This window comes from Streptomyces sp. NPDC058964 (assembly GCF_042741275.1).
GTDB lineage: Bacteria > Actinomycetota > Actinomycetes > Streptomycetales > Streptomycetaceae > Streptomyces.
This window is the reverse complement of sequence record NZ_JBHYKH010000217.1, coordinates 1-14,164: the sequence shown is the minus strand read 5'-3', so window position 1 is coordinate 14,164 and position 14,164 is coordinate 1. Positions and strand designations below refer to the sequence as shown.

9 protein-coding genes and 2 pseudogenes are annotated in these 14,164 nt (G+C 70.4%); 7 read left to right on the top strand and 4 right to left on the bottom strand.

Translation table 11 applies throughout. The features are described 5' to 3' along the window. Positions 1–58: 58 nt before the first annotated feature. Positions 59–1,294, top strand: a complete 1,236-nt coding sequence (locus tag ACFW2E_RS24950) for an aldehyde dehydrogenase family protein (protein ID WP_384469302.1) — start codon at positions 59–61, stop codon at positions 1,292–1,294. Beyond that, on the top strand, positions 1,291–3,519 hold the full coding sequence (locus tag ACFW2E_RS24945; RefSeq protein WP_384469301.1) for a thiamine pyrophosphate-dependent enzyme: 2,229 nt from the start codon (positions 1,291–1,293) through the stop codon (positions 3,517–3,519). Before ACFW2E_RS24950 ends, ACFW2E_RS24945 begins: the two co-directional genes overlap by 4 nt. 519 nt (positions 3,520–4,038) lie before the next feature. Here ACFW2E_RS24945 and ACFW2E_RS24940 read toward each other — a convergent pair. From ACFW2E_RS24940 to ACFW2E_RS24925, 4 genes are all read right to left on the bottom strand, one after another. Next, the gene (locus ACFW2E_RS24940; protein ID WP_384469300.1) at positions 4,039–5,283 is read right to left on the bottom strand and encodes a PucR family transcriptional regulator; all 1,245 of its coding nucleotides are present in this window, start codon (positions 5,281–5,283) and stop codon (positions 4,039–4,041) included. Positions 5,284–5,426: 143 nt separating this feature from the next. Beyond that, the gene (locus ACFW2E_RS24935) at positions 5,427–6,986 is read right to left on the bottom strand and encodes a GMC family oxidoreductase (protein WP_384469299.1); all 1,560 of its coding nucleotides are present in this window, start codon (positions 6,984–6,986) and stop codon (positions 5,427–5,429) included. Positions 6,987–7,020: 34 nt separating this feature from the next. Continuing rightward, positions 7,021–8,439 carry an aldehyde dehydrogenase family protein gene (locus tag ACFW2E_RS24930; protein WP_384469298.1) on the bottom strand — a complete coding sequence of 473 codons (1,419 nt, stop codon included), beginning with the start codon at positions 8,437–8,439 and terminating at the stop codon, positions 7,021–7,023. Between the two features lie 341 nt (positions 8,440–8,780). Beyond that, positions 8,781–9,002, bottom strand: a complete 222-nt coding sequence (locus tag ACFW2E_RS24925) for a hypothetical protein (protein WP_384469297.1) — start codon at positions 9,000–9,002, stop codon at positions 8,781–8,783. A gap of 40 nt (positions 9,003–9,042) precedes the next feature. Here ACFW2E_RS24925 and ACFW2E_RS24920 point away from each other — a divergent pair, with 40 nt between their 5' ends. The 5 genes and pseudogenes from ACFW2E_RS24920 to ACFW2E_RS24900 form a co-directional block, all read left to right on the top strand. Next, positions 9,043–10,638, top strand: coding sequence for a hypothetical protein (locus tag ACFW2E_RS24920; RefSeq protein WP_384469296.1), 1,596 nt, complete (start codon positions 9,043–9,045; stop codon positions 10,636–10,638). 351 nt (positions 10,639–10,989) lie between these two features. Further along, a complete protein-coding gene (locus tag ACFW2E_RS24915) occupies positions 10,990–12,684 on the top strand; it encodes a serine/threonine-protein kinase (RefSeq protein WP_384469295.1) in 1,695 nt (564 codons plus the stop codon). A 147-nt stretch (positions 12,685–12,831) separates the two neighbouring features. After that, a pseudogene (locus ACFW2E_RS24910) lies at positions 12,832–12,969 on the top strand (integrase core domain-containing protein); the annotation flags it as partial. A gap of 414 nt (positions 12,970–13,383) precedes the next feature. Continuing rightward, positions 13,384–13,893, top strand: a complete 510-nt coding sequence (locus ACFW2E_RS24905) for a SigE family RNA polymerase sigma factor (protein ID WP_384469294.1) — start codon at positions 13,384–13,386, stop codon at positions 13,891–13,893. Continuing rightward, positions 13,890–14,164, top strand: a pseudogene (locus ACFW2E_RS24900) (hypothetical protein); the annotation flags it as partial. The gene ACFW2E_RS24905 and the pseudogene ACFW2E_RS24900, both read left to right, overlap by 4 nt.

Sequence of the window (14,164 nt, the reverse complement as noted above, 5' to 3'; positions counted from 1 at the left end):
TTGTGTGAGCGCATACTGGGCACACCCTGTGGGACTGTCTCGCGGCTAGGTACAAGAGATCATCGACACCTGCGACTTCTTCCTGGGCGAGGGCCGCCGGCTGTACGGGCAGACGGTGCCCTCCGAGATGCCCGACAAGCAGCTGTTCACCTTCCGCAACCCCGTCGGCGCGGTGGCGGTGATCACCGCGGGCAACTTCCCGGTGGCCGTGCCGGCCTGGTACCTCGTGCCGGCGCTCGTGACCGGCAACACGGTGGTGTGGAAGCCCGCCGAGTACGCCGCCGCGAGCGCCAAGGCTCTCTTCGAGCTGTTCGTGCACGGCGGCGGCCTCCCCGACGGGGTAGTCAACCTTGTACTCGCCGATGGGGAGCAGACGTACACCGGTCTGGCCGGCTCCCTCGAGGCCGGGCTGGTCGACAAGGTCGGCTTCACAGGGTCCACGCTCGTCGGCCAGAAGATCGGAGCCCTGTGCGGAAGCCACCTGCAGACCCCCTGCCTGGAACTGGGCGGCAAGAACCCCCAGGTGGTCACCCCGAGCGCAGACCTCGACCTGGCGGTCGAGGGGGCGTTGTTCTCCGGATTCGGCACCGCGGGTCAGCGTTGCACCTCCCTCGGGACGCTCGTCGTGCACGAGTCGGTGCACGAGGACTTCCTCGCCCGCTTCGACGCTGCGAGTCGCGCCGCCCGGATCGGAGACGCGTTCGAGGACGTCCTCTACGGTCCGATGCTCGACGCGCGGTTCGCGCAGCGCTACGAGACCTTCCTCGGGTGGATCAAGGATCACCACCGCACGTACGGCTCCGACGGCATCGGGCGGATCACGGCGGACAATCCGCGCAAGGGCTTCGTCGGGAACCCTGAGGCGGGCATGTTCTACCACCCGGTGATCGTCGACGGAGTGCGCCGTGACGACGATCTGTTCCTCACCGAGACCTTCGGCCCCATCGTCGGAGTGACCACCTACCGGGACTTCGACGAGGCCCTCGAGCTGGCAAACGCCCACGGCTACGGGCTGTCCGCCGCGATCTACACCACCGATCCGCACGAGGTGTGGACGTTCCGGCGCGGCATTTCCGCGGGCATGGTCAGCGTCAACAACACCACCTCCGGAGCCGAGGCGCACCTGCCGTTCGGAGGCAATGGCAAGTCGGGCAACGGCAGTCGCCAGTCCGGGCAGTGGGTGCTCGACCAGTTCACCCGCTGGCAGTCGATGAACTGGGACCACTCCGGACGTCTGCAGAAGGCGCAGATGGACGTGGCCGTGCTCGAACCCGACATGTCCTTCCGCCTGTGAGCGGCGTCGAGGAGTTGGACCGGCACTTCCGCGAGGCCGTGGCGGCTATCCGGTCTCCTGCCCCGGCTGCCGGTCCCGGGGCATCCACCGGAAGCACGGACGCGGCGGTCCGGCTGCTCGGCGGCGGACTGGACACCCGTACCGCGCTGGACCTGTTCGACGCCCAGCTGGAGAGCCGGCACGCCGACGCCGCCGCGCGCTGGATGCAGCAGCAGGGCCGTGGCTACTACACCATCGGATCGAGCGGGCACGAAGGCAACGCCGCGCTCGCCCTCGCGTTGCGCCCCACCGACCCGGCGTTGCTGCACTATCGGTCCGGTGCCTTCTACTGCGCCCGCGCCCGGCAGGCCGGGGGCGTCGATGCGGTCAGGGACATGCTGCTGGGTGTGGCCGCCGGGGCCGACGAGCCGATCGCCGGCGGGCGGCACAAGGTGTACGGGCGTCGGGAACTGGCCGTCATCCCGCAGACGTCCACCATCTCCTCCCACCTGCCCCGGGCAGTCGGGGTGGCATGGAGCATCGCCCGCGCCAAGCGGCTCGGGACAGAGTGCGCCTGGGCCGCCGATGCCGTCGTCTGCTGTTCCTTCGGTGATGCGTCGGCCAACCACTCCACGGCGGCGGGCGCCATCAACAGCGCCTGCCATGCGGCCTACCAAGGTCTCCCGATGCCAGTGCTGTTCGTCTGCGAGGACAACGGCCTCGGGATCAGCGTGCCGACACCGCACGACTGGGTGCGGCGCGCCTACGGCAACAGGCCCGGTCTCGCCTACTTCGCCGCGGACGGGTGTGATCCGTCAGCCGTCTTCGACACCGCGTGCGAGGCGGTGACCCATGTACGCAAGCTCCGGCAACCCGCGTTCCTGCACCTGTCGATGGTGCGCTTCCTCGGCCATGCGGGCTCGGACGCCGAAGCCGCCTACCGGCTGCCTTCCGAAGTCGCCGCGGATCTGCGACGCGACCCGCTGTTGGCCACCGCCCGACTGCTCACAGCGGCCGGCGTTCTCACCCACCAGCAGGTTCTCGACCGGTACGACGAGGTGGGCGGATGGGTGTTCGCCGTGGCCAAGGAGGCCCTCGAAAGCGAGCCCCTGACCACCGCGACGGAGATCGCCGCCCCCATCGCGCCCCGCCGTCCCGACCTCGTGGCGGCTGCGGCACGCCGTACGGGCGACCCACCCACCGTGCCGGTGGGCGAGCCGGTCACCGTGGCCCAGGCCATCAACCACACACTTGCCGACCTGCTCGACAGCTATCCCGAGATGGTCGTCTTCGGCGAGGACGTGGGCCGCAAGGGCGGGGTGTACGGACTGACCCGCGGACTGCAGCGGCGTTTTGGCACCGCTCGGGTCTTCGACACCCTGCTCGACGAGCAGGCCATCCTCGGCCTCGCACTCGGGGCGGGGCTGTCCGGGCTGCTGCCGGTGGCAGAGATCCAGTACCTCGCCTACCTGCACAACGCCGAGGACCAACTGCGCGGCGAGGCAGCCACGCTTCAGTTCTTCTCCCAGGGCCGGTACCGCAACCCCCTCGTGGTCCGCATCGCCGGCTACGGCTACCAGCGCGGGTTCGGCGGTCACTTCCACAACGACAACGCGCTGGGCGTCCTGCGTGACATTCCCGGTCTCGTCATCGCATCCCCGTCGCGCCCCGACGACGCCGCCGCCATGCTGCGCACGTGTGTAGCCGCCGGGAAGGCGGACGGAACGGTCAGCGCCTTCCTCGAGCCGATCGCGCTCTATCACACGCGAGATCTTCACACGGAGGGGGACGACGCCTGGCTCGCCGCATACCCGCCACCCGCTGAGCACGTACCGATCGGCCGGGCACGCACCTACGGCACGGGCGCGGACCTGACCCTCGTGACGTTCGGCAACGGCCTGCGCATCTCGCTTCGGGCCGCACGCCGACTGGAACAACAGGGCATCGCGTGCAGAGTCGTCGACCTGCGCTGGCTGGCACCCCTGCCGGTCGAGGACCTGCTGCGGGAGGCTCGTGCGACGGGACGAGTCCTCGTGGTCGACGAGACCCGCCGTACGGGAGGCGTGTCCGAGGGAGTCGTCACGGCCCTGGTCGATGCCGGATTCACCGGTGCGATCCGACGGGTCGCCAGCATGGACAGCTTCGTCCCGCTGGGGAAGGCGGCGGAGCTGGTGCTCGTGTCCGAGGCCGACGTCGAGCGCGCCGCCGGCGAGCTGCTCGAAGCGGGTTCGTGTCCTCACCGGTGACAGCCGGCCAGGGCCGCCTCCGCCGCGGCTCGGCCTTGGTGCTTCGCGTCGGGCGGATGCCCGCGGACACGACGGAACCCCGGTTGCCGGTGGCCGGGCTGCTGGACCGTTCACGGCCGCGGGCGTCCGTGGAGCCACAGCCGGCAGCTCGGGCCTGTCCTCGCGGCTGTTGTCGTGTCGTCGCGGCACTGTGGTGTCCCCGGCCAGTCGTCGGACGCGGTGCCGAGGCCCGTGACGAGGTGCTGCACGAGACGGTCTTCGGCGGCGCCGTTGCCGGCGGTCCTCGCCGAGCACGGTCACGCCCGGGCAGTGCCGGCTGAGCCCGGACGAGCGCTGGGCGGGGGCGTCCGCGGTGACGCCCGGCACGGGCTGCCGCGATCATGAGCCGGGTGTCGAGGTCGACGATGACCTGCCCGTTCGCGGCCCGGTTCTGCAGCTCTCGCCAAGGGGACGCGAGCGAAGAGGGTGCGGGCGTGCACCGGGTCGGCCGCGCACGGTGCGCTCCGCGCGGCATCCGTGTCAGGAACCGGCCGAGCCGGCGGGTAGGGGGCCCGTCAGCAGGCGGTGCGCCTCCAGAGCGAGGTGGATCTCGCTCGCCCCCACCGGGTCGGTGGGTGAGTGTCCCGTGAGTTCCTGCACGCGCCGCAGACGGTACGTCACGGTGTTGCGGTGGCAGTACATCCGGGCCGCGGTCTCGGTGGCGGATCCGCCCGATGCGAACCACCAGGTCAGCGTCTCCAGCAGCAGCTCCCTTTCGTGCTGGGGGAGTTCGAGGACTGGGCCGAGCACTTTGCGCACCGCGTGCTGGGCCGAGTCGGGGGCGCTCACCACCATCAGGCGGACCGGTGAGTCACCGTAGGACGCCACCTCGCGGGCGCCCGGCTCGACGCAGGCACAGGCGAGCCGGGCCTGACGGAAGGCGCCGGGCGCCTGCTCCAGACCGTGGAAGAGGGTGCTCACGCCCACCCGCCCGATGCTGCGCCCCCGGAGGAGTTCCACGGCCTGGGCAAGGCTTCCGGGCGACCGGAGCGAGAGCAGCCCCACCTGCGCGTCGTCCTCCTGGCGCCAGACCGACCAGACGCCGAGGGCTCGCAGTGCGCCCTCCACGTCGTGCAGGGCGTCCTCGTCCGCCGGACTGTCCTGGGGCGCGGTCTCGGCACTGACCACGGCGAAGACTCCGCTCTGCGGCAGCCGCAGCGCGTCGGCGCACTCCCACAGGTGGGTGCCCTCATCCAGCCTGCCGCCGAGCAGCGCGGCCAGCAGCAGGCTCTTGACCTGCCGGTCACGGTGGGCCCTTTGGGACATGGTTTCGCGGTAGGCCACGGCCACCGCGTCGGTGAAGGTGTCGCTGACCGACCAGATCGCGGTGGCGACGTGCGGCATCTCTCGGGTGACGTTTTCCCCTGCCTCGGTCAGGACGCATTCCCACAGGAACCGTCCGGCAACCCGGTAGGCGTGTGTCACCGCGGACAGCGGCACCCCGTGCTCGGCCTTGAAACGGCCGGTGTCGTGCGGCACGCGCAGGTCAAGATCGTCCCGGCCCAGCTGGGTGACCATGGAGTGCAGGTTGTCGGCGCAGGACGTGCGCAGCTGGTCGTGCTTCACGTGGCCGTGGTTGCGATAGGCGTCCTCCTCCTCCGTGATCCTGTCCGTGAGCAGGTCGGCGAAACGGTCGATCCCGGGCAGCAGCACGTCGACCAGCCTGCGCAGGCCGTCGTCCACGCCGCTGTCGCCTACGCCGCTGTACGGAGGGGTGACAGTCATTCGGGCTCCCGTAGTGAGGTCGGCGGGACCGCCGCGCCGGCTGTCCCACTACGACGGGCCAGTGGCCCGGAGCCGGCCACTGGCAGAGTAGCCACACGAGGTGGTTGTGGCGACAGTCCGCCCACGTCAACAATCCGTCCGCGTCAGACGTCGGCGGGTACCGTGCCGCGGATGAGATCCGCCGCCCGTTCCGCGATCATGATCGTCGGCGCGTTGGTGTTGCCCCGGACGACGGTCGGCATGACCGAGGCATCGACCACCCGCAGCCCCGCCACACCGTGCACGCGCAGCTCGTGGTCGACCACCGGGCCGATCGCGCAGGTGCTCGTCGGGTGGTACAGGGTCTGCAGCTCGCGCCGCGCGTATGCCAGGAGGTCGGCGTCGCTGTCGGACGGCGGCGTCAGGAAGTCGGCCCGGCGGTGCTTGCGCAGGGCGGGCTGTCCGACGATGTTCAGTACCAGCCGCAGCGCCTGTACCGCTGTGGCCCGGTCCTCCGCGGTGGACAGGTAGTTGTGCAGGATGCGCGGCTTGGCGCTGGGCATCGGCGAGCGCAGCGTGACCTTTCCGCGGCTGGTGGGCGCGAGCAGCACCGCGCCGATGTGGAAGGCGTGGTCGGTGGCCGCTCCCAGCCCCTCCTGGTGGAACATTGCCGGCACTGCGTGGATCTGCACGTCCGGGGCGTCCAGACCGCCGGCGGTGCGGAAGAACCCGCCGCCCTCACCGACGTTCGAGGTGAGGGGGCCGCGGCCTTCGGTTTCCAGCAGCCGCAGGTTCTCGGAGGTCTCCGCGGTGAGCAGGGATTCGGTGTCGGTGAGATGGACGACGGCCAGGTGCGGGTGGTCCTGGAGGTTCTCGCCGACCGGCAGGTTCACCTTGGGGGTGATGCCGAGGGCCGCGAGCTCGTCGGCGACGCCGATGCCCGAGAGCATGAGCAGCTGGGGCGAGTTGTAGGCGCCCGCGGAGAGGACGACCTCCCGTTCGCACCGAAGTTCCTGCGTCGCTCCGTCCCGGTCCACCTCGACACCGACGGCTCGTTCGCCGTCGAGGAGTACGCGGGTGCACTGCACCCCGGTGAGCACGGACAGGTTGGGGCGTGCGATGGCGGGCCGCAGGTAGGCGGCGGCCGTGCTGCACCGCAGACCGCCGCGCTGGGTGAGCTCGTAGTACCCGACGCCGTCCTGCTCAGGGCCGTTGAAGTCGGCGTTGAACGGGTGCCCCGCCTGCTGAGCCGCTGCCAGGAAGGTGTCGATGAGGGGGTTGCGGGAGCGCCCGGGGTTGACCGGGAGCGGGCCGCCGGCGCCGTGCCATTCGGAGGCGCCGGCGTGGTGGTCCTCCGACCGTAGGAAGTACGGCAGGACGTCGTTCCAGCCCCAGCCCTTGGCGCCGGCGGCGGCCCATGAGTCGTAGTCGCGACGGTTGCCGCGGATGTAGATCATGGCGTTCATCGAAGAGGAGCCGCCGAGCATACGGCCGCGCGGCAGATAGCGGCGTCGGCCTTCGAGGCCGGGCTCGGGTTCGCTGAGGTAGTCCCAGTCGTACTTGGTCCGGAACAGCTTCGAGAACGCGGCCGGAACGTGGATCTCCTGGGCGTCGTCGGCCGGGCCGGCCTCCATGAGCAGGACGCGCACGTCGGAGTCCTCGCTGAGCCGGGCGGCGAGCGCACAGCCCGCGGATCCCGCACCCACGATGATGTAGTCGTACATGGTGTGCCCTCTCTCTCGGTAGCCGGCCCAACGGTCAGTACTGGATGGCCTTGGTCTCCAGGAACTCTTCGAAGCCCAGGCGCCCGGCCTCCCGGCCCACGCCGGACTGCTTGTAACCGCCGAACGGGGCAAGGGGGTTGAAGGCGCCGCCGTTCACGTCGACCATCCCGGCCCGGATCCGGCCGGCGACCGCGCGCGCCCGTTCGGGGCTGGCCGACCACACGGCGCCGGCGAGGCCGTAGGGCGTGTCGTTGGCGATGGCCACGGCCTCCTCCTCGGTGTCGTAGGGCAGGATCGACAGCACAGGTCCGAAGATCTCCTCGCGGGCGATGGTCATGTCGTTGGTGACGTCGGTGAAGACGGTCGGAGCGACGAAGTAGCCGGGCCCTTCCTGCGGCGCGTCGGGACCCCCGGTGAGCAGGGTGGCGCCCTCGGCGATCCCGGTCGCGATGTAGTCGCGTACACGCTTGAGCTGGACGTCGGAGACCAAGGGACCGATTCGCGTCTCCTCCTCCTGCGGGTCGCCGACACGGTAGCCGCGCGCCACCCCGGCGGCGATCCGGCCGGCCTCTTCGAGCTTGTCACGGGGGACGAGCATGCGGGTGAGAGCGATGCAGGTCTGGCCGGCGTTGAGGTAGCACTTGGCCACTCCGTCGGTCACCGCGGCCTCCAGGTCGGCGTCGTCCAGAATGATGTTGGGCGACTTGCCGCCGAGTTCCAGCGCCACCTTCTTGACCGTCTCCGCCGCCAGTGCCGCCACCCGCCGGCCGGCCCGGGTCGATCCGGTGAACGAGACCATCGCCACGTCGGCGTGGGTCACCAGCGCCTCACCCACCACCGGCCCGTATCCGGTCACCACGTTGAGCACTCCGGCGGGCAGCCCCACGGACTCGGCGATCTCCGCAAGGAGCATCGCGGACAGGGGAGCGACCTCGGAGGGCTTGAGCACGACGGTGCAGCCCGCGGCCAGCGCCAGCGCCACCTTCAGCGAGACCTGGTGCAGCGGAAAGTTCCACGGCGTGATGCAGCCGACGACTCCGACGGGCTCACGGACGACATGCGAATTGCCGACCTCCTCCGGTCCGAAGTCGAAACCGGCCGCCAGCTCGGCGGCCTGGCCGAAGGTGAACGCGGGCAACCCCGACTGCAGGACCCGACTCTCCTGGACAGGAGTACCGACCTCGCTCGCCACCAGCCGCGCGATCTCCTCCGCGCGCTCCTCCAGCACCCGGTGCATACGCCGCAGGTAGTCCGCGCGGACCTCGGGGGAGGCCTGGGACCACTCCGCGAACGCCCGGGAGGCGGCACGCACCGCCCTGTCGACGTCCTCGGGCGTACCGGCCGGAACCGAGCCGATCACACGCTCGTGCGCGGGGTTGACGACTTCGATCACGTCGGTGTTCGACGCCTCCGCCCATTCCCCGTCGATGAAGTGCCCGCTGTACGTCTTCATGGCTGCGCTCCCTGCTCGGCCCGGTTTCCCGGCAGTGTGCGTGAGCCGTCACGACGGGGTCGATGGAGTGGTGCAGCCGGATCGGCTCACCTGATTGTGCATCTGCACAAGGGCGCATGCTCCCGGATCCTCGATCTCCGGGCGCTGTGCCGGGCAGCCGGGAGGGCAGTGGGCAGTCCCCGGGCCGCACCCGCGGGACGGGCGGGCGGCGGCAGCCGGGCAGCGCCGTGTGGCTGGCTCAATGATTCGGGTAGTCCGGCAGCACCGCGCCGGGCCCCTCACAGCGTGGCCTCACGATCCGGATAGGGCCGCGCCCACGGCTTCGTCCGTGACCTCGATGCCTACGGCACCATGGCGGCGATAGCCGTCGAGAGCGCCTGCCGCCTGGTCACCGAACCGGCCGGGCCGGAATCCTCGCGCCCGCTCAGGCCTTCGACCCCCTCGAGGATCTCCGCGGTCAGGGCCTCGTCGGCGGCCTGCCGTACTTCGCGGGTCTTCGCACCGGCGATCCACCGGCAACAGCCGGAGCGGGAGACCTTGAGGACCCGGCATATCCGCTGCACGCCGGACTCGGCGCGTCCCTGTCCCTGAGATGATCAGCAGATGTATCGCATACATCGACTCGGCGCGGCCCTGGCGGTTCTGCTCGGTGCCGTGCTCGTGCCCGCGGCGCCGGCCCAAGCGGACGAGCCGGCCGTCGAGTTGCACGTGCCGAAGACGGCGTACCTGCCCAAGCGCCAGACCAGCCCCACCGGCGGCTTCCGTCTCTGGCTGGCTCCACAGCCGGGCTCGGGCCGGGCCACGCAATCCGACGTGACGCTGAAGGTCGACGCCTCGGACCTGGAGGGTGTCGCCCGAATCCGAACCCGCCGTGAGTGCGGAGATCACTTCATGGGCGCGACCTACGTTGTCAACTGCGCTCTGGGCACCCTCACGCGTGGCAAGGACAACTACCCGGACGCCATCTACATCGAGGCCGCGCGCGGAGCGCGCCCCGGCAGTCACGGCACGATCCGCTACACCTTCAGCGCTCCCGGCTCCGAGGACGTCGTCTTCGAGACGGACGTATGGATCGAGGGCCCCGACCTGCGCCCGCGCAAGGAGAAGCCCCGCGAGGGCGACGCGGCCGGCGCGAACTTCGGCTTCAAGCCGCAGGTGCGCAACGCCGGCGCATTCCCCGCCGAAGGCTTCGGCGTGCATTTCAGCAGTTCACGCGTCACCTTCCCGACGCAGTACAGCAATTGCCGGTACGGGCTCGAGGGCAGCGCAACCTTCGCGGACTGCTGGTTCGATCAGCGGCTCGAGCCGGGCCAGGCGTACGAGGTCGACGAGCCCATCTCCGTCGCCGTGCCGCACACGATGGTGAACGGCGCCTTCAACTACAAGCCGTACCTCCAGGGCATGACCGGAAACGCCGAGGAGTATCCGGGCGCGACCGGCACCGATCCGGCTTTGCGGCCGGGCACGGGCCCCGAGCTGGAGGTGCGTCCCGTCGACACCCCGGCCGACGCCTTCACCGACAGGTTCACCCTCGGCGAGGTCCGGCTCCACACCTCGCAGACCGCCGACCTACAGGTGCGCGCGGACGCGATCGAGGGCACGACGGGCAGCACCGCCGAGGCCACGTTCCACCTGCGCAACGCCGGACCGGGCCGGATGTCGGGCACGAGTCTGCGCATCACCGTGCCCGAGGGCCTGACCGTCGTGGCGCCCACCCCGCCACCCGACCCGGACAACGAGCTGGAATGGGAGTGGGAGTGCTCCCGCGCCGACGAGCGCGTCTACGTCTGCAGCTCTGAGAACCCTCTGGAGCCGGGCGACACCTGGGAGACGACCCTCGAGTTCCGCATCGACCGGAATGTACGCGGAGCCAGGGGTCTTCTCGAAGCCCTCCACGATCCTGAGCGGCCCGCGAACGACCCGAAGAAGTCCAACGACTCGGTACCGATCGAAGTACGCGCCACCGGCGGCCCGTCGGTCGAGCCCACCGAGCCGAACGCGAAGCCGGCATCGGCCGTCCGGGGCAGCGAGGGCAGGGACGACTCCATGCTCTTGGTGATGGCACTGCTGCTCGGCACGGCCCTGGGCGGCGGGACGCTGGCATTCGCACTGCGTGCGAGGGCGGCCCGACGCAAGGCGGTACCAGAACCCGCCGGTGCGACGGGACACGGGGAAACGTCGGGCCCGGACGGGAACTGACCGTCTTCCCGCCGACAGGTGCTTGAGGCCGACCGCCTGGCTCCATGCGTGAGTCGTGAGAGCACCTGTCGCTCGGCGTTCACATGAACACCCTTGGCTCCGGCACGTCCGCTCAGAAGCAGGGCGATGTCCGTAAGTTGGACGGTGAGGGCATGCGTGCGGCGTGCGTGTCAATGCGTCTGATGGGAGCCCAAGGCAGACAGCGCGATTCCCGGCCTGCAGGGGAGACCCAGGAACACCCCCGACCACGGAGCGGGTGGATCTCATCTGATGCCAACTTGCGTATGACGTCGGCGATCCCCGCTAGGGTTCAGATCTCGTCCACAATCACTCTCGGCGGGGGTTTTGTTCGTGTCTCCGATCGCTGCTCGTCGTGCTTCGGACCCGGTGCGTATCGGGCGCTTTAGGGTGGTCGGGGTGCTGGGCGCGGGTGGGATGGGCACGGTGTACGCCGCGGAGGGGAACCGGGGCGAGCGGGTGGCGGTGAAGGTCGTGCATGCCGGGCAGGCGGCGGATGATCAGTTCCGGGCCCGGTTCCGCCGCGAGGTGCAGGTGCTGGGGCGGGTTTCGGGCCCGTGCCTGGTGCCGCTGCTGGAGGCCGATCCCGAGGCGGAGACGCCGTGGCTGGCCACCGCTTACGTGCCCGGCCTGACGCTCGCTCAGCACGTGGCGGCACATGGGCCGCTGGCCGGGGCCCAGTTGCGTCTTTTCGCCGCAGGTACCGCCGAGGGACTGGCTGCCGTGCACGCGGCCGGGGTGGTCCATCGCGACCTGAAGCCGGCGAACGTGATCATTGCCTCCGACGGGCCGCGCGTGCTGGACTTCGGCATCGCCCACGTCGCCGATGGCACTGCGGTCACCCGCACCGGCATGCTGACCGGGACCCCGGGCTGGCTCAGTCCCGAGTACTACCGGGACGGCACTTCCGGGCCGTCCGGGGACGTGTTCGCCTGGGGCGCGTTGCTCGCCTTCGCGGCCACAAGCCGCCATCCCTTCGGCACCGGCAACGCCGAAGCCGTCGCCTTCCGGGTGCTCAACGGCGAGCCTGACCTCGCGGGCGTCCCCGACGAGTTGGTCAGCGTGGTGGAGTCCTGCCTGGCCAAAGACCCGGCCCGCCGCCCCTCCTCAGCCTCCGTCGCGCGGAAGACAGCCGAACTGCTCGGCGGCGAGCAGTCGACCCAGGGTCTGGCGTTCCACGATCGGCTCACCGAGGCCCCGAACCCGATCGCTCAGCAGTGGCACCCCCCGACCATCGAAGACCCCGCCTGGCCCGCTCCTGCGACCCACCGTCCGGGCCGGCGCGCCTGGCTCCCCGTAGCCGTTGCCGCAGTATTTGCCGTGTCGGCGACGGGCACCTGGCTCGCGCTGGATCCTGGCCATGCTCAAACGCGCGGCAACCCGCCACCGCAGGCGGCCACTGCCCGCTCTGCCCGTGCCGCCGGACCGGCGGCCGCCGGCTCTTCCGTCCGCGGCAGTACCGGCTCCACCCCACCGCAGACCCCGACCGCCACCGCCTCCCCCGTGCAGGCGACGCAGACGCAGGTGGTCACGCTCACCCCCTGGGCCCAGGACGGCACACCGGCGAGCGGCATCACCATCACCGACCGGGCCGGCGGCTCCTGCTTCGAGACCGCCGAATCCACCATGCGTACGGACGCCTGGCGCTGCACTGCCGGTGACCGGATCCTTGACCCGTGTTTCTCCCCGGACTCAAATCCCGAGGACACCAGCGCGCTGTGCATGGACGGAGCCCCCGACCGCATGGTCGAACTGTCGGTCCCCCAGGGCTTTCCCGGAAACAACGATCACATGCCTGGCGGACCGGACATCGAACCGATCATCGTCGTCCTGGCCAACGGTGCCCGTTGTTCCTTCGCCGGCGGCGGTACCTCCACCCTTGCGGGGCAGCGCCTGAACTACGGCTGCGACAATGGCGGCTATCTGTACGGATACCCGAACAAGGCAGCAGCGCTGTGGAGCATTTCGTACTCCGCCCCCAACAGCGGCGCCAGCGTCTCAACACCCATCACCACGGTTTACCAGTAGGTCCTTGGGGTCGAGCCGAGCCGGGGCGAGGAAGCCCGGCCGGAGGGTGCGGGGGTAGTGGGCGAAACGGCCAGGGCGGGGGTCCACTGAGACACCGGGCAGCGCACCCCCGGCGGGTGATCGAGCACCAGGGGCCCCTGGCGGGACGTTGACCAGGTCGAAAAGACTGTCGTGCAGTGGGTCGGCTGGTACAACACCGAGCGCCTGCACTCCGCACTCGACTACCTGGTGCCGGTCAGTCCCGCGGTCCAGGTTCCCCGTAGGGAATGCGATTCAAGTGAATGATGCCGCCAAGGGTGCCCCACTCATCGCCTCCGAGTTTGGTGAGGGGACGTAGCCTCTCGGAGTTGGGGCGGTCGTCGACGACGTACTCCTCCTTTACAGCCGCATGCAGCACCCGGCCGAAGACCAGCGTGGAGTTGCCCATCCGCAAGGTGGTGTGGGAACGGCACTCCAGAACGACTCTCGGAGACAGCGGTGGACGGTGATGTTCCCCGCCCACCGGGACGCTGCGCCCAGGAGTCGCGCCGATCAGCCGAGGGGAACGCTTCCGGCCGAGGTGCGGCCGAACGACGTCGGCCGGGACAACCTCGAACGGCGCCGGCCTACGGTTCGCTGTGACCCATGTCTCATCCCGGCCGTGCAGCAGGCGTGGGCGTGTGCACGTCGAGGACGGGTGACAGGAAGGGAGGAGAGCGTGTGGAGACGGACTTCGAGGGTTTTGTCGCCGCTCGGGCCGGTGCCCTGTTCCGTGGGGCACTGGTGCTGACCGGGAACCGGGAGGCGGCCGAGGACCTGGTCCAGGAGACGTTGGAGCGGGCTTGCCGCAAGTGGCGGAGGATCGCCGTGACGGACGCTCCGGACGCCTACGTACGGCGGATCATGGTGAACCTGGCCAACGACCGCTGGCGCAGGTTCCGCAGGACGGTTCCCGACCGTGGCGACCGGGTCGCCCCGGGGGACGAGTACGGACAGGTCGACAGCCGCGACCAGTTGGTGCGCGCCTTGCAGCAGCTGCCCATGAGAATGCGGACGGTGGTGGTGCTGCGCTACTTCCACGACCTCTCCGACGCCGAGATCGCGGCCGACCTCGACATTTCGCCGAGCACCGTGCGCTCGCAGCTCGCCCGTGGCATCGACAAGCTCAGAAGCCAGCTCCCCGCACTCTCCAGCCCCTCACCACGGCAGCCCACGGAAGGAGTCCGATGACCTCCTACGACTCACGACCCTTCGAGGGCGCCGGTCACACATCCTTCGAAGAGGAACTGGTGAACGCCATGAAAGCCTTCGCGAACTCCGCCGACTCCCCGGACTTCGACGCGCCCAGTATGGTCCGCAGGTCGCGCCGCAGGCGGACCACGGTCATCGTCGCCGCAGCCGTGGCTCTGGTCACGGCGGGGGGCGGCAGCGCACTCGCGGCGCTGAGCGGCGGGGACGCCCCGCACCCACCTCCCCCCCCCCCACCCCGCCGACGCGCCCC